The sequence below is a fragment of the Streptococcus mitis genome (assembly GCF_047459985.1).
Classification (GTDB): domain Bacteria; phylum Bacillota; class Bacilli; order Lactobacillales; family Streptococcaceae; genus Streptococcus; species Streptococcus mitis_DZ.
In genome coordinates this window covers 1-25,229 of record NZ_JASHHD010000006.1, presented here as the reverse complement: position 1 = coordinate 25,229, position 25,229 = coordinate 1, and the positions used below count along the sequence as shown (strand labels likewise).

The window sequence follows — 25,229 nt, the reverse complement described above, 5'->3', positions numbered from 1 at the left end:
TCTCCTATGAAAATCAGAATCGATATTCCTCATCATCCTCATGATATTCAGATTGAAAAAGGCTGTCTGGCTCAGGCTGGTCAATGGTTGCGAGAACTATGGCAACCACAAAAAGTGGTTATCGTAACTGACAACCATGTAGCCTCTCTTTATGCTGAGAAGGTTAAACTCAGCCTAGAAGGTGCTGGTTTTCAAGTTGCTGTATTTGACTTTTTAGAAGGTGAAGAACGGAAAAATCTGACTACAGTGCAGAAAGCCTATGAATTTTTAGTTAAACAAGGTTTAACTCGAAGTGATGGCATCGTTGCGCTCGGTGGTGGAGTGGTCGGAGACTTAGCTGGATTTGTAGCCTCTACCTATATGCGAGGAATTCATTTCGTTCAAATTCCAACTAGTTTAACTGCCCAGGTGGATTCCTCTATCGGTGGAAAGACTGGTGTGAATACTCCTTTTGCTAAAAATATGGTGGGAACCTTTGCCCAACCAGATGGGGTTCTGATCGACCCACTTGTTCTTGAAACGCTCGGAAAAAGAGAGTTGATTGAAGGAATGGGTGAGGTCATCAAGTATGGCTTGATTGAGGATGTGGAACTCTGGAATCTTTTGACGGAGTTGGATGGTTCTGTTGAGAGCATTCTGGAACATGCAGAGACCTTGATTGAACATTCTTGTCAGGTTAAGCGTAAGATGGTAGTTGAGGATGAGTTGGACAATGGTGTTCGCCTTTACCTCAATTTTGGCCATACTATTGGTCATGCCATTGAAGCAACGGCCGGTTATGGAAAAGTTATGCATGGAGAGGCTGTGGCCATGGGAATGGTGCAGATTGCCAAGGTTGCTGAGGAAAAAGGCCTTATGCCAGTTGGCATAACTCAGTCCATTACAGCTATGTGTCAGAAATTTGGCTTGCCTGTTGACTATGAAAACTGGGATGTTGACAAGCTTTATCAGGCTTTGACTCATGATAAGAAAGCGCGTGGTAATACTCTGAAATTGGTCTTGGTACCAGAGCTTGGTTCAGCGAGCATTCACACAGTTTCTCTGGAAGAGATGAGAGACTACTTGGTAAAATAAGGAGAATGTATGAGATATTTAACAGCAGGAGAATCACACGGTCCGCGTCTGACAGCTATCATTGAGGGAATTCCAGCTGGACTTCCTTTGACAGCTGAGGATATCAATGAGGACCTCAAACGTCGCCAAGGTGGTTACGGTCGTGGCGGTCGTATGAAAATTGAGAGTGACCAAGTTGTCTTTACTTCGGGGGTTCGTCACGGGAAGACAACAGGGGCTCCTATTACCATGGATGTCATCAACAAGGACCACCAAAAATGGCTGGATATCATGTCTGCGGAGGACATTGAAGAGCGCCTTAAAAGTAAACGAAAAATCACCCGTCCTCGTCCAGGTCACGCCGACTTGGTTGGAGGCATCAAGTACCGTTTTGACGATTTGAGAAATTCCTTGGAGCGCTCATCTGCCCGTGAAACAACCATGCGGGTGGCAGTTGGGGCAGTAGCCAAACGCCTCTTGGCTGAGCTGGATATGGAAATTGCTAATCATGTCGTGGTCTTTGGTGGCAAGGAAATTGATGTACCTGAAAATCTGACAGTAGCTGAAATTAAGGAACGAGCTGCCCAGTCTGAAGTTTCTATTGTCAGCCAAGAAAGAGAACAGGAAATCAAGGATTATATTGACCAAATCAAGCGTGACGGTGATACTATAGGTGGAGTTGTTGAGACAGTCGTTGGAGGCGTACCAGTCGGCCTTGGTTCCTATGTTCAATGGGACAGAAAATTGGATGCGCGATTGGCGCAAGCAGTTGTCTCTATCAATGCCTTTAAAGGGGTAGAATTTGGTCTTGGATTTGAGGCGGGTTACCGTAAAGGCAGCCAAGTCATGGACGAAATTCTCTGGTCTAAAGAAGACGGCTACACTCGTCGTACCAACAATCTGGGTGGATTTGAAGGTGGTATGACTAATGGGCAACCTATTGTTGTTCGTGGCGTTATGAAACCTATTCCTACTCTCTACAAACCACTTATGAGTGTGGATATTGAAACCCATGAACCCTACAAGGCAACTGTTGAGAGAAGTGATCCGACTGCTCTTCCAGCTGCAGGTGTAGTTATGGAAGCAGTTGTGGCAACGGTTCTGGCACAAGAAATACTTGAAAAATTCTCATCAGATAATCTTGAGGAATTAAAAGAAGCTGTTGCTAAACATCGGGAGTACACAAAACATTATTAAGGAGTTCTTATGGCGAAAACCATCTATATCGCAGGTTTGGGTTTGATAGGTGCTTCGATGGCACTCGGAATCAAGCGAGATCATCCCGATTATGAAATTTTAGGATACAATCGTAGTCAGGCATCTAGAGATATCGCCTTGGAGCAGGGAATGATTGACCGTGCGACAGATGATTTTGCCAGTTTTGCTCCTTTGGCAGATATCATCATTCTCAGCTTGCCAATCAAACAAACCATTGCTTTCATTAAGGAGTTGGCCAACTTGGACTTGAAAGAAGGCGTCATTATTTCGGATGCTGGTTCGACCAAGTCAGCCATTGTAGATGCAGCAGATCAGTATTTGGCTGACAAGCCTGTTCGCTTTGTCGGAGCCCATCCCATGGCTGGTAGTCACAAGACAGGGGCCGCTTCGGCAGATGTCAATCTTTTTGAAAATGCCTATTATATCTTTACGCCTTCGAAACTGACAAGTCCTGACACACTTGAGGAAATGAAGGATCTGCTTTCAGGTCTTCATGCTCGCTTTATCGAGATTGATGCCAAGGAGCATGATCGAGTGACTTCTCAGATTAGCCATTTTCCTCACATTCTGGCTTCTAGTCTCATGGAACAGACCGCGGTCTATGCTCAAGAACATGAGATGGCAAGGCGCTTTGCGGCAGGTGGTTTTCGAGATATGACCCGAATTGCGGAAAGCGAGCCAGGAATGTGGACCTCCATTCTCTTGTCTAATCGTGAAACGATTCTAGACCGAATTGAGGATTTCAAGGAACGCTTAAACGAGGTTGGTCAGGCCATCAGCAAGGGAGATGAGGAGCAAATCTGGAACTTTTTCAACCAAGCGCGTGAGCAACGTCAGGCTATGGAAATCCATAAGCGTGGTGGTGTGGACAGCTCTTATGACCTATATGTCGATGTTCCCGATGAAGAAGATGTCATCCTGCGGATTTTGGAACTGCTACGTGGAACTTCCTTGGTCAATATCCATATCAACGAGGAAAACCGTGAGGATATTCACGGAATCCTACAAATTTCATTTAAAAATGCTCAAGATTTGGAACGAGCCGAGCATCTCATAACAGAAAACACCGACTATACAGTCGTCATCAAATAAGGAGAAAATCATGTCAAATATTTACGATAGTGCAAACGAACTCAGTCGCGGTCTTCGCGAATTACCAGAATACAAGGCTGTCAAGGCTGCTAAAGATGCTATTTCAGCAGATGCTGAGGCAAGCAAAATCTTTACAGAATACCTTGCCTTCCAAGAGGAAATTCAAAAACTAGCACAAACAGGCCAAATGCCAGATGCTTCCTTCCAAGCGAAGATGGAAAACTTTGGTAAGCAGATTCAGGAGAATAGCCTCTTGTCAGAATTCTTTACCAAGCAACAACAATTGGCAATTTATCTTTCTGACATTGAAAAAATTGTTTTCGAACCAGTTTCAGAGTTGCTAAAATAAGAAAAGAATTTTGTTCTTTATTTATAGGTATTTTCATAAGCGTATGTTTATTATTAGTAACTACTGTATAAGCTAGAGTTATTAGCAAGGTCTGTTTAATAATGACTGTTGGGATGAATGTCTTTACTAATAAATAGAATGCAAAACAAATTAAATAGGCTTTTGAAAATCATAACTATAATACAAAACGAATTTGAATGCTTCTAACTATTATTTTCAACTTCAATTGATAAGTTAGAAATTTTTGATGAGATAAGAAATACAAAAAATTACGAAAGAGAATGAAATTTTTATTATCGATAAATCTTAGTCAAATGATGAACAATAGAAAATAGGAAATAATATGTCAAAAAAACTAATTGCTCTAATCGGAGTTCCTGTAGGAATTATCTTCATCAGTTTTATAATGTTGACAGGTTCCTACAACAGTCTTGTTAGCAAAGATGAATCTGTGAAACAAGCTAACTCGAAGATTGAAGTTGCACTTCAACGTAGGGCTGACTTAATTCCAAATGTTGTAAATTCTGTAAAAGGATATATGAAGCATGAAGAAGACATCTTTACAAAGATTGCAGATGCTCGTTCTAAGATTGGGTCAGGAAATAAAGAAACAAAAAATGAAGGGGAGAGCGAATTAACTTCTGCCATTTCTCGATTGCTTGTTGTTCAAGAAAATTATCCGGAGTTAAAATCTGACACACAAGTTTCTTCTCTAATATCAGAGCTTGAGGGAACTGAAAATCGTTTGTTTGTTGCTCGTAAAGATTACAACGATACTGCAACAGAATATAATAAGACCATTAGACGTTTTCCTACTAATATGATAGCTAGTTTGTTTGGTTTCCAAAGAGCTGAGTTAATTGAAGCAGAGAAAGATGCAAAGGTGGTCCCTAAAGTCAATTTAACTGATTAGTCTTGAGGGGTATCTCCTATGAAAAAGTTACTTTTACTCTTAATTACCCCTTTCTTCTTTTTTATGTCTCTAGTAGCAGCGAATATAGCTGTTCCAGATCGTCCTTTAAATGGTATTTACGATCCTAACGGTTATGTAACCACTAGTGTTGCAGAAACGTTAGAGAGTATGAATGCTGGAAGTGAAACCCAAGTAGGTATATACATTGTAGATACCCTGGACGGTTCCAGTATAGAAGAGGTAGCCAATGAGGTTGCACGCAAATGGAAAGTTGGCAAACAAGATTCTAACAGTGGAATTTTAATTGCTATTGTTATAAAGGATAGAAAGTTTCGTATTGAAACATCCAACGAAGCAGCAATTTGGCTTACTGACTCTATGGTCAGTTCCTTGCTAAATGATTCTAAACCGTACATGAAAGAAGGGAAATATACTGATGCCCTTAACAAAATTCTAGTAGGTATTTCTAAAGCGGAGTCTAGAAAAACTGAAATCATAAACAAGAAGGAAAATAATCGACTTCCAAAAAGCTATGAAAAATCATTAAAAAATAATGAAGGCTTTAGTAAATACTTAGATTATATTTCGTCTCCGATATTGTTCTATCCAATATTCTTTCTTTTACTAAGTTTAGCAACGTGGTTCAAGTACTTAAAAAGATGCCGCTTTTCTAAGTATGAGTACGAGGGAAAGGGGAAGCTGTATCCAGATTTTCCTGACTTTGTACCTAACGATACGTGGACTGAAGAACGTAAATCTGACTATAAAAAAAATAAGCGTTTAATTAGGTCTCAATATCAGTACGAAGGATATAACAAACTCTATCCAGACTCAAAAGGTTTTCTACCTAATGACACTTGGACTGCATTACTTGTTGAAGCATACTACGCAGAAGTTGAAAGAAAACAACTAGATAGGCTCAATCGTTCTCAATACTCTTATAATGGGAAGGGAAAACTCTATCCAAACGATAAAGATTTTGTGAGGAATGCTTCTTGGACTTCCGAACTAAAAAAAAGCTACTATGCTTCACTAGAAGTACAGTCAAGTTCTTATGGTAGATCAGATTCTTCTTCCTCTAGCTATGATTCGGGTAGTTCTAGTTCATCTTGGTCTTCAGATGATTGGGGAGGCGGTGGATTTGATGGTGGTGGTTCTTCAGATAGTTGGTAAATTGAAAATGAAAAAGAATTGCTATAAAAAATCTTTAAGTTAAAATAAATCAAAAAGATAAAAGTTTATTAAAAAATATTTTTAACTATCATAAAGTCAGAAATTTAAGGAATTTCTGGCTTTTTTGTGATAAAATAGGTAAAAGTATTGCAAGTATGAGGTCCAGTATGAAACTAAAAACAAACATTAGCCACTTACACGGCAGTATCCGAGTTCCAGGTGACAAGTCTATCAGCCACCGTTCTATTATCTTTGGAAGTTTGTCTGAGGGTGAGACCAAGGTTTATGATATTTTACGTGGCGAGGACGTGCTCTCAACTATTCAGGTTTTTCGTGACCTTGGTGTTGAGATTGAGGATAAAGATGGGGTTATTACTATTCAAGGTGTAGGTATGGAGGGCTTAAAAGCTCCGCAAAATGCCCTTGATATGGGAAATTCTGGAACCTCGATTCGCCTGATTTCAGGTGTCCTTGCTGGTGCAGATTTTGAAGTAGAAATGTTTGGAGATGACAGTCTTTCCAAACGTCCTATGGACCGTGTGACTATTCCACTGAAAAAAATGGGCGTCAGCATTTCAGGGCAAACTGAGCGAGACCTACCTCCCCTTCATTTAAAAGGGACGAAAAACCTAGCACCTATTCATTATGAGTTGCCGATTGCCTCTGCCCAAGTCAAGTCAGCCTTGATGTTTGCGGCCTTGCAGGTTAAAGGGGAGTCTGTTATTATCGAAAAAGAGTGCACTCGTAATCATACTGAGGATATGTTGCAACAATTTGGGGGCCATTTAAGTGTGGAGGGCAAGAAAATTACAGTCCAAGGGCCACAGAAACTAAGTGGACAAAAGGTCGTGGTTCCAGGAGATATTTCCAGTGCAGCCTTTTGGTTGGTCGCAGGTTTGATTGTTCCAAATTCTCGTGTGGTGCTAAAGAATGTCGGTATTAACGAAACTCGTACAGGGATTATCGATGTCATTCGTGCCATGGGTGGAAAATTAGAAGTAACTGAAATTGACCCAGTGGCTAAATCTGCAACCCTGACTGTTGAGTCTTCTGACTTGAAAGGAACAGAGATTGGCGGTGCCTTGATTCCACGTTTGATTGATGAATTGCCGATTATTGCACTCCTTGCGACGCAAGCAGAGGGAGCGACGACTATCAAAGATGCTGAAGAACTTAAAGTCAAAGAGACAGACCGTATTCAAGTTGTCGCGGATGCTTTAAATAGTATGGGAGCCACTATTACTCCTACGGCAGACGGTATGATAATCAAAGGAAAATCTGCCCTCCATGGTGCTAATGTCAATACCTTTGGTGACCATAGAATCGGAATGATGACAGCCATTGCAGCTCTTTTGGTTGAAGATGGAGAAGTTGAATTGGATCGTGCCGAAGCTATCAACACTAGCTACCCAAGCTTTTTCAATGATTTGGAGACTCTGATTCATGGCTAAAGTTTTGCTAGGATTTATGGGAGCAGGTAAATCTACTGTTGCTAGAGGACTGGATCCTGATTTTGTAGACATGGATGCTTTGCTAGAGGACCAACTGGGGATGCCGATTGCTCGTTTTTTTGAAGAAAAAGGAGAAGAAGCCTTTCGTCAGATAGAGTCTCAAGTCCTAGCTGATTTACTACAAAGAGACCAAGTTGTGTCAACTGGTGGAGGTGTAGTCATTTCTCAGCGAAATCGTGACTTACTAAAGACAAATTCTGATAATATTTACCTGAAAGCTGATTTTGAAACCCTCTACCAACGTATCGCAGCTGATAAGGATAATCAGCGACCGCTTTTTCTCAACAACAGTAAGGAAGAGTTGCGAGATATTTTTCAAGAAAGACAAACTTGGTATGAGGAAGTGGCTAGTCGGGTTTTGGATGTGACTAAGCTAAGCCCAGAGGAAATTATAGAGGAACTAAGATGAAAATTGCTTATCTAGGTCCCAAGGGATCGTTTTCACACCATGTTGTGCAGACAGCTTTTCCTCATGAGGAATTGCAGGCCTTTGCCAATATTACAGATGTTATCAAGGCCTATGAGCAAGGCTTGGTGGACTATTCTGTGGTTCCAGTTGAAAATTCTATCGAGGGTAGTGTTCATGAGACATTGGACTATCTTTTTCATCAGGCTCATATCCAAGCTGTAGCAGAAATTGTTCAACCTATTCACCAGCAGTTGATGGTAGTCCCAGGTCACACTAAGATTGAAAAGATTTTTTCACACCCACAAGCTCTGGCTCAAGGAAAGAAATTCATTGATGAACAATATCCAGAGGCCCAAATCGAGGTGACCGCTAGTACAGCCTATGCGGCCCGTTTTATTTCCGAACATCCAGATCAGCCCTTCGCAGCTATTGCACCAAGAAGTTCTGCTGAAGAATATGGCTTAGAACTGATTGCTGAGGATATTCAAGAAATGGAAGCCAATTTCACACGCTTCTGGGTTCTGGGAGCTGAAAATCCTAGTATTCCTTTGCAAGCTCAAACTGAAAAAATGAGTTTGGCCTTGACCTTACCTGACAACCTTCCAGGCGCACTTTATAAGGCTCTGTCGACCTTTGCTTGGCGGGGAATTGACCTGACAAAAATTGAAAGTCGGCCACTCAAGACAGCACTGGGAGAATATTTTTTCATTATAGATGTGGATTATGCTGATAAGGCCTTGGTCCACTTTGCCCAAAAAGAATTAGAAGCGATTGGGATTCAATATAAAGTATTGGGTGCCTATCCTATTTATCCAATATCAGACCATGGAAAGGAGAGAAGATGAGTAAAGAAAATCCTTTAAGCCATCACGAGCAATTGCGTTATGACTATCTCTTTAAGAATATTCATTACCTCAATGAGCGAGAGAAAAAAGAGTTTGCTTACCTACAAGGTAAGTTAAATATGGCTAGCAGTAGTGAAGCTTCTCCAGAAATTCATAATGAAAATCACGATATGGAAGAGTCTCCCATGGAACCGATCAATCAGTCTACTCTTCTAACCTATGGTAACCGTAGTCGTGCAAAAAAATATCAGAAAAGTCATTCTCAACCAAAGGTTAAAGCAAAAAAACGTAAGATTCGTTGGGGGCGCATTTTTGCAGGATTGCTTGCCCTTCTAGCCTGTGTCGGTTTTGGCATGATTTTTATGTTCCTAAAAGGTTATTCAAATGCGGATCCAAACAAACCTGCCAATGCTAAGGCAGTCCAAGTAGAAGTTTTTCATGGTCAAGATACCAGAGATGGGGTTAATATTTTGGTTATGGGGACGGATGGACGGATTGGCCAAAATAGTGCTGAGACGAGAACGGACTCTATTATGGTCCTAAATGTTGGTGGTTCAGATAAGAAAATTAAGCTGGTTAGCTTTATGCGTGACAATTTGGTTTATATAGACGGTTATAGCCAAGTCATCAACGGCAGAAAGCAGTCCGATAACAAGTTAAATGTAGCCTATGAGTTGGGTGAACAAGAGGGGCAAAAAGGAGCAGAAATGGTCCGAAAAGTCCTAAAAGATAATTTTGACTTGGACATTAAGTACTATGCCTTGGTTGATTTCCAGGCCTTTGCAACAGCGATTGACACGCTTTTCCCTGATGGTGTGACAATTGATGCACAATTTTCAACATTGAATGGGCGTCCATTAACAGAAGCTACAGTCGGAGATGATTTACATGCTACAGAAACAGATTCTCCAACCCAAACCATCAAAGTTGGGAAACAGCAGATGAACGGTTCAACCTTGCTAAATTATGCACGTTTCCGTGATGACGATGAAGGTGATTATGGTCGTACCAAGAGACAACAGCAAGTGTTGACAGCTGTTCTGCAACAACTCAAGGATCCAACCAAACTCTTTACTGGATCAGAAGCACTTGGTAAGGTCTTTGGGATGACTTCTACGAATGTTCCTTATAGTTTCTTATTGACCAATGGCTTATCCTTCCTAGATGGAGCGCAAAATGGCATTGAGAGATTAACAGTTCCAGAACTGGGTGACTGGGTAGATGCCTATGATGTCTATGGAGGCTTGGGCTTGCTGGTCGATCAAAACAAATATCAGAATAAATTATCTCAGATGGGATTGAGATAAGACAGAAAAATCAAAGTTTGAAGGCTATTTATCTAGCAGTCAGGCTTTGATTTTTTATACTCAATGAAAATCAAAGAGCAAACTAGAAAACTAGCCGCAGGCTGTACTTGAGTACGGCAAGGCGACGTTGACGTGGTTTGAATTTGATTTTCGAAGAGTATTACAGTCTGCAATAGATTTTCACCCCTTATTTGTGGTATAATGAAACGATACGATAGAAAGAACAATAAACAATATGACTGATTTAAAAGCAATTCAGGCTCGGAGTCTGGAGATGGCTGAATATTTTGTTGCTTTTTGCAAAGAACATGATTTGCTCTGTTATCTCTGTGGAGGAGGTGCTATTGGTGCTCTTCGAAACAAGGGTTTCATTCCTTGGGACGACGACCTAGACTTTTTTATGCCCCGTAAGGACTATGAAAAATTAGCCGAATTATGGCCTCGTTATGCAGATGAGCGTTATTTCTTGTCGAAGAGTAACAAGAATTTTGTCGACCGCAATCTTTTTATTACTATTCGTGACAAGGAAACGACCTGTATCAAACCTTATCAGCAGGATTTAGAATTGCCACATGGTCTGGCCTTGGATGTTTTGCCTTTGGATTATTATCCGAAAAATCCAGCTGAGCGGAAAAAACAGGTTCGTTGGGCCTTGATCTACTCACTCTTTTGTGCGCAAACTATTCCAGAAAAACATGGTGCACTTATGAAATGGGGAAGTCGCATTCTACTCGGTTTGACGCCAAAATCTCTCCGTTATCTCATTTGGAAAAAAGCTGAACAAGAAATGACCAAGTACAGTCTGGCTGAGAGCTATGGAATCACGGAATTATGCTCAGGTCCTGGCTACATGAGAAACAAGTACCCAATCGCATCTTTTGAAGATAATATCTTTTTACCATTTGAAGGGACAGAGATGCCTATTCCAGTTGGCTATGATGCCTATCTCAGCACTGCTTTTGGAGACTACATGACTCCACCACCAGTAGACAAGCAAGTACCGCATCATGATGCAGTCATTGCTGATATGGATAAGTCTTATACAGAATACAAGGGAGAATATGGTGGTTAAGAAAAAAATCTTATTTTTTATGTGGTCTTTTTCTCTTGGGGGTGGCGCAGAGAAGATTCTGTCGACAATTGTTTCAAATCTAGATCCAGAAAAGTATGATATTGATATTCTTGAAATGGAGCATTTTGATAAGGGTTACGAATCAGTTCCCAAGCATGTAGGCATTTTAAAGTCACTTCAGGATTATCGCCAAGCCAGATGGATCCGAGCTCTTTTGTGGAGAATGAGAATTTATTTTCCAAGACTGACACGTCGCTTACTTGTAAAAGATGACTACGATGTTGAGGTTTCTTTTACCATTATGAATCCACCGCTTTTGTTCTCTAAAAGAAAAGAGGTCAAGAAAATCTCTTGGATTCATGGAAGTATTGAAGAATTTCTTAAGGATAGCTCAAAAAGGGAATTTCATAGACGCCAGTTGGATGCTGCGGATACCATTGTAGGAATTTCAAAAAAGACTAGTAATTCTATCGAGGAAGTCTATCCAGATTATGCTTCAAAATTACAGACGGTCTACAATGGTTATGATTTTAAGACTATTTTAGAAAGATCACAAGAGAAGATAGATATCGAGATTGCGCCTCAAAGTATCTGTACCATTGGACGAATTGAGGAAAATAAGGGTTCTGACCGTGTGGTGGAAGTGATACGGTTATTACACCAAGAGGGAAAAAACTATCATCTTTATTTTATCGGGGCTGGTGATATGGAAGAGGAGCTGAAAAAACGAGTTAAAGAGTATGAGCTTGAAGACTATGTACATTTCCTTGGTTATCAAAAAAATCCTTACCAGTATTTGTCTCAGATGAAAGTTCTCTTGTCTATGTCTAAACAAGAAGGTTTTCCTGGAGTGTATGTGGAGGCCTTGAGTCTGGGACTTCCTTTTGTCTCTACGGATGTCGGAGGAGCTGAGGAATTATCCCAAGAAGGAGAATTTGGACAAATCATTGAGAGCAATCAAGAGGCAGCTCAGGCAATTACGAACTACATGACCTCTGCCTCACATTTTGATGTTAATGAGGCTAGCCAATTCATTCAGCAATTTACAATTGCCAAACAAATCGAACAAGTAGAAAAACTATTAGAGGAGTAGCATGGAAACTGCATTAATTAGTGTCATTGTACCAGTCTATAATGTGGCGCAATACCTAGAAAAATCGATAGCTTCCATTCAGGAACAGACCTATCAAAATCTGGAAATTATTCTTGTTGACGATGGTGCAACAGATGAAAGTGGTCGCTTGTGTGATTCAATCGCTGAACAAGATGATAGGGTGTCAGTGCTTCATAAAAAGAACGAAGGATTGTCGCAAGCACGAAATGATGGAATGAAGCAGGCTCACGGAGATTATCTGATTTTTATTGACTCAGATGATTATATCCATCCAGAAATGATTCAGAGCTTATATGAGCAATTAATTCGAGAAGATGCGGATGTTTCAAGCTGTGGTGTCATGAATGTCTATGCTAATGATGAGAGCCCACAGTCAGCTAATCAGGATGACTATTTTGTCTGTGATTCCCAAACATTTCTGAGGGAATACCTCATAGGTGAAAAAATACCTGGAACGATCTGCAATAAGCTAATCAAGAGAGAGTTTGCAACTGCCCTATCCTTTCCTAAGGGATTGATTTACGAAGATGCCTATTATCATTTTGATTTAATCAAGTTGGCTAAGAAATATGTGGTTAATACCAAACCCTATTATTACTATTTCCATAGAGGGGATAGTATTACGACTAAACCTTATGCAGAGAAGGATTTAGCCTATATTGATATCTATCAAAAGTTCTATAATGAAGTTATGAAAAACTATCCTGACTTAAAGGAGGTTGCTTTCTTCAGATTGGCTTATGCCCACTTCTTTATTCTGGATAAGATGTTGCTAGATGATCAGTATAAACAGTTTGAAGCCTATTCTCAGATTCATCGTTTTTTAAAAGGCCATGCCTTTGCTATTGCTAGGAATCCTATTTTCCGTAAGGGGAGAAGAATTAGTGCCTTGGCTCTATTCATAAATATTTCCTTATACCGATTCTTATTACTGAAAAATATTGAAAAATCTAAAAAATTACATTAGAACGGGGGTGAGCAAGTGATTGATGGGAAACGATTATTATTTAGTTTGACCATAGTCAGTTATGCCTTGACGTTAGTAAGTGGAATTGTGTATCTGTTTAATAATAACAATGTTAGCTTGCTTTCTACTTTATTGTTCTTACTGGTTAGTAGCTTAATTGCTTGTTGGAATGATATCAAGTATTACTTAATCCATTTTATTTTCTTTTTAACTATTTTTGTCTTTTTGGTATCAAGGCCAACCATTGATTATTTTAGGGATGGTGCTTTGGATACCTATCATCCCATAGCCTATCGTTTTGCCTTTATAGTCGTCATGGTTTCGATTTTGGGCTTGACGACTGGAGGCATCTTGGCTCGTTATTTTATAGCTAGGAAGCAAATAAAAGTACCCAAGATAGGAAGTTCTCTAAAAGAGGTTTATATCAAGCGGTTACGCTTTGTATCATTAGGAGTTTTTCTTCTAACCTATCCTTTCTATTTTATTCGGTTATTTGAACGACTCTTGTATCGCTTGCAGACTTCCTACTATGCCTACTATGCAAATTTTGAAAGTAAACTGCCTTATTTTACCTACATTTTGTCTACCTTTACGGTCTATGCAATGTGTATGTATCTGGCAACGAAACCTAAGAAATTGCAGGCAACAGCAGTACTTGTCTCCTTTATAGCAGCTAATACCATTCATTTGGCAATTGGGACACGAAATCCCTTCATTTTAAGTATTTTATTTGCTTTTGTTTATTATTTTATGCGGGAGCAAACTGAAAAAGGAAAATGGATTGGATTTAAAGAAAAGTTAGCGATTTTTGTAGGTTCTCCTATTCTCATGTTAGCGATGGGAGTGCTCAATTATGTACGGGATAATGTCCAAGTTTCCCATACAGGTTTCTGGGATATCCTGCTTGACTTTATCTATAAACAAGGGACTAGTTTTGGAGTTCTGGCTCGAGGTTTTCTATTTAACAGTAGCCTCCCTTACCGAGATTTCCGTAATTTTACTTTTGGTCCTATTATGGATTATTTTGCAAGAGGAAGTTTGGGGGCCATTTTCGGAGGAAAAGCCTTTGAACATACAACCAATAGTGTGGAATTAGCTATTGATAGTAATAGTTATGCCCACAATCTATCCTATCTCGTCTTGAACAAGGAGTACCTGAAAGGACATGGTATCGGAAGTAGTTATATCATGGAGTTGTATACAGACTATGGTATGATAGGAGTCTTTCTACTTAGTCTTTTACTCGGTGTATTATTCATAGCTATGCTGCAAGTAGCCTATCGTTCAAGAACAATCCTATTTGCCTTGTCCCTACTCATCTTGAATAATCTATTCTTTATGCCTAGAAGTAGCTTTTCAGAAAGTTTCTTCAATTTATTTACAATGCAATTCTGGGGAATTGTTCTTGTGATTCTATTCGTAGCGAAAATGCTTACAAAAGAAAACCAGTATCTACTAAACAAAGGAGAAAAAAATCATGTTTGAACATTATTCAGTAGCTGATTTGTTTGCAAATCTTTACAAGAAACGAAAAGCAAATATTTTAGCTCTCATCGCTTTATTTGCTCTCATTGCTGTACCATTTACAATTAAAGCAGTTAAGAATAAAAATACTGTCAAAGACACAACAAGTTATTCAACTTATCTTAGCTATAAAATCACTCCTCCAGAAGATTCAGCTAAAACGATTTTGAATCATCAAATTGGTGGTTATAGTGATTTCTATGGGAAATTGATTGATGGGAATTTGAATGGAGCTTATCTTTTCAATGATGTAGACCCGAGTGAGTTGAAAAAAATTGCTAGTGAATTAGATACGACAGAGACAACCTTGAAAAATTCTACGAATGATTATTGGTGGAAAAAACTGACTGTCTACTATATGATTGACGATGCAGGGGTTGGTGTGAAAATTTTGACACCAAGTAAAGACGCTAATGACTTGTTGGAGCGAAAAATTGATGGATTGATTGAGAAATTTAAACACACTTATGCAAATGTAAAAATTGAAAAATTGGAAACCATCAACTCTAAAGAATTGAATGCAAACGGTGAGACAGCGCTTGGATTGAATGTGAAGAATTTGATTCTCCGTTTAGCTGTTATTGGAGTAATCTGTGTGATTTTGGTTGTAATGGGAAATGTGTTGATTTATCTCTTTAACCCAACAATCAATAGAGCAGGTGATTTTTCTCAATATCAAATTGATTTTGTAACAGAGATTACAACAATTGCTAACCTAGCAGATGTCTTGTCATACAAAAATGCTGGACAGGAATTGACCATCGTTAGCTCAAATAAAGCTATCCTAGATAAATTGCAACAGAGTCAAGAGGCTTTAAAAGGAATGCATTTTGTAGATTTACAAGATGTATCATCTCTTTTGGAAAGAGATACAGTCCTTCTTGTTGAAGAATACGGAGTAACTCGTTATAAGAAATTTGAGCAAAGTCTTCAAATTCTTCGAAACTTAAATCGTTCTATCCTCGGTGTAGCAACCTTTAAATTATAAGCATTCGGATGCATTAGGTCTTCAAAGTCGGACAAGAAGTTTGATTTTGAAGGCTTTTTCTATTTGTCAGCAGAAATTCTCTTTGAGAGTCTTCTTCAGAAAAGACCCTAGGGAAATTCTAGCCTGATATAGGAGCCTTCTTTTGATAAAATCGTAAAAATCTAGTATAATAGATAGAACTGAAAGTATGAGGTTACTAGCAATGAAAATGAAACAAATTAGTGATACAACTTTGAAAATCACGATGTCTTTAGAGGATTTGATGGATCGTGGCATGGAGATTGCTGACTTTCTTGTTCCTCAAGAAAAAACAGAAGAATTCTTTTATGCTATCTTGGATGAATTAGAGATGCCTGAGAGCTTTTTGGATACAGGCATGTTGAGCTTCCGTGTGACTCCAAAACCGGATAAGGTCGATGTCTTTGTAACCAAATCAAAGATTGATCAAAATCTAGATTTTGAAAACTTATCAGATTTACCAGATATGGAAGAATTGGCACAAATGTCGCCAGATGAATTTATCAAAACCCTGGAAAAAAGTATCGCAGACAAAACTAAGGATGATATCGAAGCGATTCAATCTCTAGAGCAGGTTGAAGCCAAGGAAGAAGAGCAAGAGCTGGTTGAACAAGCAGTTGAGAGCAAGAAAGAGCCCTACATCTACTACATACTTTCTTTTTCTAAGTTAGCTGAATTGGTGGCTTTTGCTAAGACAGTGACTTTTGATATGGAAACTTCTGAACTCTATAAGATGAATGAGCGCTATTATTTGACCATTTTAGTGGATATTGAAAATCATCCAAGTCCATATCCAGCTTGGCTTTTGGCTCGTATGCGCGAGTTTGCGGAAGATAGTGATATCAGTCGCTCAGTCTTGCAAGAGTATGGTCAAGTCTTGCTGAATCACGATGCAGTGCTCAATCTGCAAAAGATTGGATAATCCTTTCTGGAAAGCTATTTCTAGATTTTAAGAAGAGCGAATCGTTTGATTCGTTTTTTCTTTTCTAGACTGAAATAGTGATTTACTATAATAGGAATTTTCACAAAATTTTGTTATAATGGCTATATTAGAAAATTTCGAGGAGACTAACATGACAGTTAAAATTGCTTTACTAGGATTTGGTACCGTTGCAAGTGGTGTGCCTTTCCTCCTAAAGGAAAATGGAGAAAAAATCAATCAATCAGCACATTCAGAGATTGAAGTTGCTAAGGTATTGGTTAAGGATGAAGAAGAAAAGAATCGCTTGCTTGCAGCAGGAAATGATTTTAACTTTGTAACCAATGTGGATGATATTTTATCAGACCAAGACATTACGATTGTAGTGGAATTGATGGGGCGTATCGAACCTGCTAAAACCTTTATCACTCGTGCCTTGGAAGCTGGAAAACACGTTGTTACTGCTAACAAGGACCTTTTGGCGGTCCATGGTGCAGAGTTGCTAAAAATTGCTCAAGCTAACAAGGTAGCACTTTACTACGAAGCAGCAGTAGCTGGTGGGATTCCAATTCTTCGTACGTTGGCAAATTCCTTGGCTTCTGATAAAATCACGCGCGTGCTTGGAGTAGTCAACGGAACTTCTAACTTCATGATGACCAAGATGGTGGAAGAAGGCTGGTCTTACGATGATGCTCTAGCGGAAGCGCAAAGACTTGGTTTTGCAGAAAGCGACCCGACAAATGACGTAGATGGGATTGATGCAGCCTACAAGATGGTTATTTTGAGCCAATTTGCTTTTGGCATGAAGGTTGCCTTTGACGATGTAGCCCACAAGGGAATCCGCAACATCACACCAGAAGACGTAGCTGTAGCCCAAGAGCTTGGTTATGTAGTGAAATTGGTTGGTTCTATCGAGGAAACTCCTTCAGGTATTGCCGCAGAAGTAACTCCAACCTTCCTTCCTAAAGCGCACCCACTTGCTAGTGTGAATGGAGTAATGAACGCTGTCTTTGTAGAATCTATCGGTATCGGTGAGTCTATGTACTACGGACCAGGTGCGGGCCAAAAACCAACTGCAACAAGTGTTGTGGCCGATATTGTCCGTATCGTTCGCCGCTTGAATGATGGGACCATTGGCAAAGACTTCAATGAATATAGCCGTGACTTGGTCTTGGCTAATCCAGAAGATGTTAAATCAAACTACTACTTCTCAATCTTGGCTCCAGACTCAAAAGGTCAGGTTTTGAAGTTGGCTGAAATCTTTAATGCTCAAGATATTTCCTTCAAGCAAATCCTCCAAGATGGAAAAGAAGGTGACAAGGCGCGTGTTGTGATCATTACACATAAGATCAATAAAGCCCAGCTTGAAAAGGTTTCAGCTGAGTTGACCAAGGTATCAGAATTTGACCTCTTGAATACCTTCAAGGTGCTAGGAGAATAAAATGAAGATTATCGTACCTGCAACTAGTGCCAATATCGGTCCGGGTTTTGACTCGATCGGTGTAGCTGTAACCAAGTATCTTCAAATTGAGGTCTGCGAAGAACGAGATGAGTGGTTGATTGAACATCAGATTGGCAAATGGATTCCACATGATGAGCGTAATCTCTTGCTCAAAATTGCCTTGCAAATTGTACCAGACTTGCAACCAAGACGTTTGAAAATGACCAGTGATGTTCCTTTGGCGCGTGGTTTGGGTTCTTCTAGCTCGGTTATTGTTGCTGGGGTTGAACTAGCTAATCAACTGGGTCAGCTCAACTTATCAGACCATGAAAAATTGCAGTTGGCGACTAAGATAGAAGGACATCCAGACAATGTGGCTCCAGCCATTTATGGTAATCTCGTTATTGCAAGCTCTGTTGATGGGCAAGTTTCAGCTATCGTAGCAGACTTCCCAGAGTGTGATTTCCTAGCCTACATTCCAAACTATGAATTACGCACTCGCGATAGCCGTGGTGTCTTGCCTAAAAAATTGTCTTACAAGGAAGCTGTTGCGGCCAGTTCTATCGCCAATGTGGCGGTTGCGGCCTTGTTGGCAGGAGATATGGTAACAGCTGGGCAAGCAATCGAGGGAGACCTCTTCCACGAGCGCTATCGTCAGGACTTGGTGAGAGAATTTGCGACGATTAAGCAAGTAGCCAAAGAAAATGGTGCCTATGCAACCTACCTCTCTGGTGCTGGGCCGACAGTTATGGTTCTGGCTTCTCATGATAAGATGCCAACGATTAAGGCAGAATTGGAAAAGCAACCTTTCAAAGGAAAACTTCATGATTTGAAAGTTGATACCCAAGGTGTCCGTGTCGAAGCAAAATAAAGAATAGATGATAGGATGGGGAAACTCTCGACCAGAGGGCTTCCTATCCTTTTTTTGAAAAGAAGTCTAGTTATAAACTTGATAAAGGAGAAACGAAGATGGCAGAAATTTATCTAGCAGGTGGTTGCTTTTGGGGCCTAGAGGAATATTTTTCACGCATTTCTGGAGTGCTTGCAACCAGTGTCGGCTACGCTAATGGACAAGTCGAAACGACCAATTATCAGTTGCTCAAGGAAACAGACCATGCAGAAACTGTGCAAGTGATTTACGATGAGAAAGCAGTGTCACTTAGAGAAATTTTGCTCTATTATTTCCGAGTCATCGATCCCTTGTCAATCAATCAACAAGGGAATGACCGTGGTCGCCAATATCGAACTGGGATTTATTACCAAGATGAAGCAGACTTGCCAACTATCTACACTGTTGTGCAGGAGCAGGAACGTATGCTTGGTCGCAAGATTGCAGTAGAGGTGGAGAAACTACATCATTACATTTTGGCTGAAGACTACCATCAAGACTATCTCAAGAAAAATCCTTCTGGTTACTGTCATATCGATGTGACCGATGCTGAGAAGCCATTGATTGATGCAGCAAATTATGAAAAGCCTAGTCAAGAAGTGTTAAGGAAAAGCTTATCAGAAGAATCTTATCGTGTTACCCAAGAATCTGCTACAGAGGCTCCATTTACCAATGCTTATGACCAAACCTTTGAAGAAGGGATTTATGTTGATATCACGACAGGTGAGCCACTCTTTTTCGCCAAGGATAAGTTTGCCTCAGGATGTGGTTGGCCAAGCTTTAGCCGTCCAATTTCCAAGGAATTGATTCATTATTACAAGGACATGAGTCATGGAATGGAGCGAATCGAGGTTCGTTCTCGGTCAGGCAATGCTCACTTGGGCCACGTTTTCACAGATGGACCTCGGGAGTTAGGTGGACTTCGTTACTGTATTAATTCTGCATCCTTGCGCTTTGTATCCAAGGATGAGATGGAAGAGGCAGGATACGGCTATCTACTGCCTTACTTAAACAAATAATACTCTTCGAAAATCTCTTCAAACTACGTCAGCGTTGCCTTGCCGTAGATATATGTAACTGACTTCGTCAGTTCTATCTGCAACCTCAAAACAGTGTTTTGAGCTGACTTCGTCAGTCTTATCTACAACCTCAAAACAGTGTTTTGAGCAACCTGTGGCTAGCTTCCTAGTTTGCTCTTTGATTTTCATTGAGTATAAAACAGAGAGGGTGGGTGCTTCCCACTTTCTTCATTTTCAGAATATGAATAGAAGGGATTTATGAAACACCTATTATCTTACTTTAAACCCTACATCAAGGAATCAATTTTAGCCCCGCTGTTCAAGCTGTTAGAAGCTGTGTTTGAACTCTTAGTTCCCATGGTGATTGCTGGGATTGTTGACCAATCTTTGCCTAAGGGAGATCAAGGCCATCTCTGGATGCAGATTGGTTTGCTCCTTATCTTTGCAGTGATTGGCGTTGTAGTGGCCTTGGTAGCTCAGTTTTACTCAGCCAAGGCAGCGGTAGGATTTGCCAAAGAGTTGACAGACGATCTTTATCGTCATATTCTTTCTTTACCAAAGGACAGCAGAGACCGTTTGACAACTTCTAGCTTGGTCACTCGCTTGACTTCTGATACCTACCAGATACAGACTGGTATCAATCAATTCCTGCGTCTCTTTTTGAGAGCGCCCATTATCGTTTTTGGTGCCATCTTTATGGCCTATCGAATCTCAGCTGAGTTGACTTTCTGGTTCTTGGTCATGGTTGTCATTTTGACCATTGTCATTGTAGGGCTCTCTAGACTGGTCAATCCTCTCTACAGTAATCTCAGAAAGAAAACGGACCAACTGGTTCAAGAAACCCGCCAGCAATTACAAGGAATGCGAGTTATTCGTGCTTTTGGACAAGAAAAACGAGAGTTACAGATTTTTCAAACCCTTAACCAAGTCTATGCCAGTTTGCAAGAAAAAACAGGTTTCTGGTCTAGTTTATTAACACCCTTGACCTATCTGATTGTAAATGGAACTCTCCTCGTCATTATCTGGCAAGGATATGTTTCTATCCAAGGAGGATTGCTCAGTCAAGGTGTTCTCATTGCCCTTATCAACTATCTCCTACAGATTTTGGTGGAATTGGTCAAGCTAGCCATGCTGATAAATTCCCTCAATCAATCCTACATCTCAGCCAAGCGAATCGAGGAGGTCTTTGCTGAGACTCTAGAAGACATCCATTCAGAATTAGAACAAAAGCAAGTTACCAGCAATCTGGTTTTACAAGTCCAAGAAATGACCTTCACCTATCCTGATGCGGCCCAGCCTTCTCTGAGAGACATTTCTTTTGATATGAAGCAAGGGCAAATCCTTGGTATCATTGGGGGAACGGGTTCTGGTAAGTCAAGCTTGGTCCAAGTCTTGCTGGGTCTTTATCCAGCAGACAAGGGAAGCATTGACCTTTATCGAGATGGACATAGTCCTCGTAATTTAGAGGAGTGGCGGTCTTGGATTGCCTATGTGCCCCAAAAAGTCGAACTCTTTAAAGGAACCATTCGTTCCAACTTGACTCTAGGGTTGCATCAAGAAGTAACGGACCAAGAACTTTGGCAGTTCTTGGAGATTGTGCAAGCCAAGGATTTTGTCAGTGAAAAGGAAGGACTTTTGGATGCCCTAGTTGAGGCAGGAGGGCGAAACTTCTCAGGTGGACAAAAGCAAAGGCTGTCTATCGCTCGAGCAGTCTTGCATCAAGCTCCGTTTCTCATCCTAGATGATGCGACCTCAGCCCTCGACACCATTACCGAGTCTAAGCTCTTGAAAGCTATTAGAGAGAACTTACCCAATATGAGCTTAATTTTGATTTCTCAACGAACTTCTACACTACAGATGGCTGACCAGATTCTTCTCTTGGAAAAAGGTGAGCTCCTAACTGTCGGCAAGCACGAGGATTTGATGAAAACTAGCCAAGTCTACCGCGAAATCAATGCATCCCAACATGGAAAGGAGGACTAGCATGAGACGACAAACAGCAAATCAGACGCTCAAACGTTTGGCTAAAGATTTAGCAAGCCATCCCTTCCTCCTTTTCCTAGCCTTTCTAGGAACCATTGCCCAGGTTGCCTTATCGATCTACCTACCAATCTTGATTGGGCAGGTTATTGACCAAGTCCTAGTGATTGGTTCATCATCAGTTTTTTGGCAGATTTTCCTTCAAATGATCTTGGTGGTAATAGGAAATACTCTGGTACAATGGGTAAATCCTCTTCTTTATAATCGCCTAATTTTCTCTTATACCAGAGACTTACGAGAACGAATCATCCATAAGCTCCATCGTCTACCGATTGCTTTTGTGGATCGGCAAGGCAGTGGAGAGATGGTCAGTCGTGTAACCACGGACATCGAACAGTTGGCAGCTGGCTTGACCATGATTTTTAACCAATTTTTCATTGGCGTTTTGATGATTTTGGTTAGTATTCTAGCTATGCTCCAAATTCATCTCCTCATGACTCTATTGGTCTTGTTGTTGACGCCCCTATCCATGGTGATTTCACGCTTCATTGCCAAACGCTCCTATCATCTCTTCCAGAAGCAAACAGAGACTAGGGGAATTCAAACTCAGTTGATTGAAGAATCGTTGAGCCAACAGACCATTATCCAGTCTTTTAATGCTCAGGCAGAGTTTATCCAAAGACTGCGTGAGGCTAATGACAACTACGCAGGCTATTCTCAGTCAGCTATCTTTTATTCCTCAACGGTCAATCCTTCGACTCGCTTTGTAAATTCGCTCATTTATGCTCTTCTAGCTGGAGTGGGAGCTTATCGTATCATGATGGGTTCCACTTTGACCATCGGTCGTTTAGTAACTTTTTTGAACTATGTTCAGCAGTATACCAAGCCCTTTAACGATATTTCTTCAGTGCTAGCTGAGTTGCAAAGTGCTCTCGCTTGCGCAGAGCGCGTCTATGCTGTCTTAGAAAGTCCCGAGGTGGCTGAAAGTGGTAAGGAAGTCTTGACTAGTGACCAAGTTAAGGGAGCTATTTCCTTTAAACAGGTCTCTTTTGGCTACCATCCTGAAAAGATTTTGATTAAGGATTTATCTATTGATATTCCAGCTGGTAGCAAGGTGGCTATTGTTGGTCCGACAGGTGCTGGTAAATCAACCCTTATCAATCTTCTTATGCGTTTCTATCCTATTAACTCAGGAGATATCTTGCTAGACGGAAGATCCATTTATGACTATAGTCGTGCTTCGCTACGACAGCAGTTTGGCATGGTGCTCCAAGAAACCTGGCTCAAGCAAGGGACCATTCATGACAATATTGTCTTTGGCAATCCTGAAGCCAGTCGAGAGCAGGTGATTGCTGCTGCCAAAGCAGCCAATGCCGACTTTTTCATCCAACAGTTGCCACAGGGATACGATACAAAGTTAGAAAATGCGGGTGAATCTCTCTCTGTCGGTCAGGCTCAGCTTTTGACCATTGCCCGAGTCTTTCTGGCTATTCCCAAGATTCTCATCTTAGACGAGGCAACTTCTTCTATCGATACGCGGACAGAAGTGTTGGTACAGGATGCCTTTGCTAAACTCATGAAGGGGCGCACAAGCTTTATCATCGCCCACCGCTTGTCAACCATTCAGGATGCGGATTTGATTCTAGTCTTGGTGGATGGTGACATCGTGGAGCATGGCAATCATCAGGATCTCATGGCTAGAAAGGGCAAGTATTACCAAATGCAGCAAGCTGCAGCTTTTAGCTCTGAATAATTCTTTCTATTCTGAAATCTCATGAACAAAAAAAGTTGCCTTCGGGTGACTTTTTTGTTACAATAGCTAGAAAAATTATTCACTGTAATACTCAATGAAAATTAAAGAGCAAACTAGGAAGCTAACCGTAGGTTGCTCAAAGCACTGCTTTGAGGTTGTAGATAAGACTGACGAAGTCAGTTACATATACCTATGATATCTACTCCAAGGTGAAGCTGGCGTAGTTTGAAGAGATTTTCGAAGAGTATAATTAGAAAAGGAGCCTAGAATGAAAGTCTATCAGCATGTAAATATCGTGACTTGTGATCAAGATTTCCATGTCTATCTAGATGGAATCTTAGCCGTTAAGGGTTCTCAAATTGTCTATGTCGGTCAAGAAAAGTCAGAGATTTTAGAGCAAGCTGAGCAGATTATAGACTATCAGGGAGCCTGGATGATGCCTGGTTTGGTCAATTGCCATACTCATTCTGCTATGACAGGATTGAGAGGAATCCGAGATGATAGCAATCTCCATGAATGGTTGTCAGACTATATCTGGCCGGCAGAAGCAGGCTTTACACCAGAGATGACCACAAAGGCAGTCAAGCAGGCTCTGACAGAGATGCTCCAGTCGGGAACAACAACCTTCAACGACATGTATAATCCCAATGGCGTGGATATTGAGCAGATTTATCAGGCAGTCAAGGCTTCCAAGATGCGTTGTTATTTCTCACCGACCCTCTTTTCTTCAGAGGCAGAGACAACTGCTGAGACGATAAGCAGAACTCGAGCAATCATTGAAGAAATTATTGGATATAATAATTCAAATTTCAAGGTTATGGTAGCACCGCATTCTCCTTACAGCTGTAGTAGAGACTTGCTGGAAACTAGCTTAGATATGGCGAAAGAGCTGAATATTCCCATCCATATCCATGTGGCGGAGACCAAGGAGGAGTCGGGAATTATCCTGAAACGATACGGTAAACGCCCACTCGCCTTTCTAGAAGAACTGGGCTATTTAGATCATCCGTCGGTCTTTGCTCACGGTGTCGAATTAAACGAGCGAGAAGTTGAACGCTTAGCAATGTCTCAAGTATCTATCGCCCACAATCCTATTAGTAACCTCAAATTGGCCTCAGGAATCGCTCCAATCACCCAACTCCAAAAAGCAGGAGTAGCTGTGGGAATTGCGACAGATTCAGTTGCTTCTAATAACAACCTTGATATGTTTGAGGAAGGACGGACTGCAGCCCTTCTTCAGAAGATGAAAAGTGGAGATGCCAGCCAATTCCCAATCGAAACAGCTCTCAAGGCACTGACAATCGAAGGGGCTAAGGTCCTAGGGATGGAAAATAAGATAGGAAGTCTGGAAGTTGGTAAACAGGCAGATTTTCTCGTCATTCAACCTCAAGGGAAAATCCATCTCCAACCCCAGGAAAATATGCTTTCTCACCTTGTCTATGCTGTCAAATCCAGTGATGTAGATGATGTTTATATTGCCGGAGAACAGGTTGTCAGGCAAGGTCAAGTCTTGACAGTAGAACTTTAAAAGAAAAATCACGAAAAAAGTGCTAAATTCCCAAACTAACTTCCATCGCCAATAAAAGTGGAAGTTAGTCTGATAAAAATCGTAAAAACCAGTGGAAATCCGTGTCAGGGTAAGTTCCACTGGTTTTACTAATGCTTGATTTCATCG

General features: G+C 40.7%; 22 protein-coding genes. All 22 read left to right on the top strand.

Annotated elements, in window-relative coordinates:
- Positions 1 to 6: 6 nt before the first annotated feature.
- Positions 7 to 1,074, top strand: a complete 1,068-nt coding sequence (gene aroB / locus QM959_RS05020) for a 3-dehydroquinate synthase (RefSeq protein WP_414371821.1) — start codon at positions 7 to 9, stop codon at positions 1,072 to 1,074.
- Positions 1,075 to 1,083: 9 nt separating this feature from the next.
- Positions 1,084 to 2,250, top strand: coding sequence for a chorismate synthase (gene aroC, locus QM959_RS05015; protein WP_414371819.1), 1,167 nt, complete (start codon positions 1,084 to 1,086; stop codon positions 2,248 to 2,250).
- Between the two features lie 9 nt (positions 2,251 to 2,259).
- On the top strand, positions 2,260 to 3,363 hold the full coding sequence (locus QM959_RS05010) for a prephenate dehydrogenase (RefSeq protein WP_414371817.1): 1,104 nt from the start codon (positions 2,260 to 2,262) through the stop codon (positions 3,361 to 3,363).
- 10 nt (positions 3,364 to 3,373) lie between these two features.
- The gene (locus QM959_RS05005) at positions 3,374 to 3,712 is read left to right on the top strand and encodes a YlbF/YmcA family competence regulator (RefSeq protein ID WP_414371814.1); all 339 of its coding nucleotides are present in this window, start codon (positions 3,374 to 3,376) and stop codon (positions 3,710 to 3,712) included.
- A gap of 343 nt (positions 3,713 to 4,055) precedes the next feature.
- On the top strand, positions 4,056 to 4,625 hold the full coding sequence (locus QM959_RS05000) for a LemA family protein (protein WP_414371811.1): 570 nt from the start codon (positions 4,056 to 4,058) through the stop codon (positions 4,623 to 4,625).
- A gap of 18 nt (positions 4,626 to 4,643) precedes the next feature.
- Entirely contained in the window at positions 4,644 to 5,798 is a 1,155-nt protein-coding gene (locus QM959_RS04995; protein WP_414371808.1) for a TPM domain-containing protein, read from the top strand.
- Between the two features lie 167 nt (positions 5,799 to 5,965).
- Entirely contained in the window at positions 5,966 to 7,249 is a 1,284-nt protein-coding gene (aroA, locus tag QM959_RS04990) for a 3-phosphoshikimate 1-carboxyvinyltransferase (RefSeq protein WP_414371806.1), read from the top strand.
- Positions 7,242 to 7,718 carry a shikimate kinase gene (locus QM959_RS04985; RefSeq protein WP_414371804.1) on the top strand — a complete coding sequence of 159 codons (477 nt, stop codon included), beginning with the start codon at positions 7,242 to 7,244 and terminating at the stop codon, positions 7,716 to 7,718. Before aroA ends, QM959_RS04985 begins: the two co-directional genes overlap by 8 nt.
- Positions 7,715 to 8,563, top strand: a complete 849-nt coding sequence (gene pheA, locus QM959_RS04980; RefSeq protein ID WP_414371802.1) for a prephenate dehydratase — start codon at positions 7,715 to 7,717, stop codon at positions 8,561 to 8,563. The genes QM959_RS04985 and pheA overlap by 4 nt, the downstream gene beginning before the upstream one ends.
- Entirely contained in the window at positions 8,560 to 9,870 is a 1,311-nt protein-coding gene (locus QM959_RS04975) for an LCP family protein (RefSeq protein ID WP_414371800.1), read from the top strand. The genes pheA and QM959_RS04975 overlap by 4 nt, the downstream gene beginning before the upstream one ends.
- A gap of 235 nt (positions 9,871 to 10,105) precedes the next feature.
- A complete protein-coding gene (locus QM959_RS04970; RefSeq protein WP_414371797.1) occupies positions 10,106 to 10,942 on the top strand; it encodes a LicD family protein in 837 nt (278 codons plus the stop codon).
- Entirely contained in the window at positions 10,932 to 12,035 is a 1,104-nt protein-coding gene (locus QM959_RS04965) for a glycosyltransferase (RefSeq protein ID WP_414371795.1), read from the top strand. The genes QM959_RS04970 and QM959_RS04965 overlap by 11 nt, the downstream gene beginning before the upstream one ends.
- Before the next feature lies 1 nt (position 12,036).
- On the top strand, positions 12,037 to 13,023 hold the full coding sequence (locus tag QM959_RS04960; protein WP_414371793.1) for a glycosyltransferase family 2 protein: 987 nt from the start codon (positions 12,037 to 12,039) through the stop codon (positions 13,021 to 13,023).
- A 15-nt stretch (positions 13,024 to 13,038) separates the two neighbouring features.
- On the top strand, positions 13,039 to 14,508 hold the full coding sequence (locus QM959_RS04955) for an O-antigen polysaccharide polymerase Wzy family protein (RefSeq protein WP_247935575.1): 1,470 nt from the start codon (positions 13,039 to 13,041) through the stop codon (positions 14,506 to 14,508).
- A complete protein-coding gene (locus QM959_RS04950; RefSeq protein WP_414371791.1) occupies positions 14,501 to 15,535 on the top strand; it encodes a prephenate dehydratase in 1,035 nt (344 codons plus the stop codon). The genes QM959_RS04955 and QM959_RS04950 overlap by 8 nt, the downstream gene beginning before the upstream one ends.
- A gap of 202 nt (positions 15,536 to 15,737) precedes the next feature.
- On the top strand, positions 15,738 to 16,475 hold the full coding sequence (mecA, locus tag QM959_RS04945; RefSeq protein WP_414371789.1) for an adaptor protein MecA: 738 nt from the start codon (positions 15,738 to 15,740) through the stop codon (positions 16,473 to 16,475).
- A gap of 151 nt (positions 16,476 to 16,626) precedes the next feature.
- Positions 16,627 to 17,913 carry a homoserine dehydrogenase gene (locus QM959_RS04940; RefSeq protein ID WP_414371787.1) on the top strand — a complete coding sequence of 429 codons (1,287 nt, stop codon included), beginning with the start codon at positions 16,627 to 16,629 and terminating at the stop codon, positions 17,911 to 17,913.
- Position 17,914: 1 nt separating this feature from the next.
- Entirely contained in the window at positions 17,915 to 18,784 is an 870-nt protein-coding gene (gene thrB / locus QM959_RS04935) for a homoserine kinase (RefSeq protein ID WP_414371786.1), read from the top strand.
- Positions 18,785 to 18,882: 98 nt separating this feature from the next.
- Positions 18,883 to 19,821: a peptide-methionine (R)-S-oxide reductase MsrB gene (gene msrB, locus QM959_RS04930; RefSeq protein ID WP_414371784.1), complete on the top strand. Its 939-nt coding sequence runs from the start codon at positions 18,883 to 18,885 to the stop codon at positions 19,819 to 19,821.
- Between the two features lie 258 nt (positions 19,822 to 20,079).
- Positions 20,080 to 21,804, top strand: coding sequence for an ABC transporter ATP-binding protein (locus tag QM959_RS04925; RefSeq protein ID WP_414371782.1), 1,725 nt, complete (start codon positions 20,080 to 20,082; stop codon positions 21,802 to 21,804).
- Position 21,805: 1 nt separating this feature from the next.
- Complete coding sequence (locus QM959_RS04920) at positions 21,806 to 23,554, top strand: ABC transporter ATP-binding protein (protein ID WP_414371780.1); 1,749 nt, start codon at positions 21,806 to 21,808, stop codon at positions 23,552 to 23,554.
- Between the two features lie 268 nt (positions 23,555 to 23,822).
- Positions 23,823 to 25,082 (top strand): TRZ/ATZ family protein, encoded by a 1,260-nt coding sequence (locus QM959_RS04915; protein ID WP_414371778.1) that lies wholly within the window; start codon positions 23,823 to 23,825, stop codon positions 25,080 to 25,082.
- Positions 25,083 to 25,229: the final 147 nt, after the last annotated feature.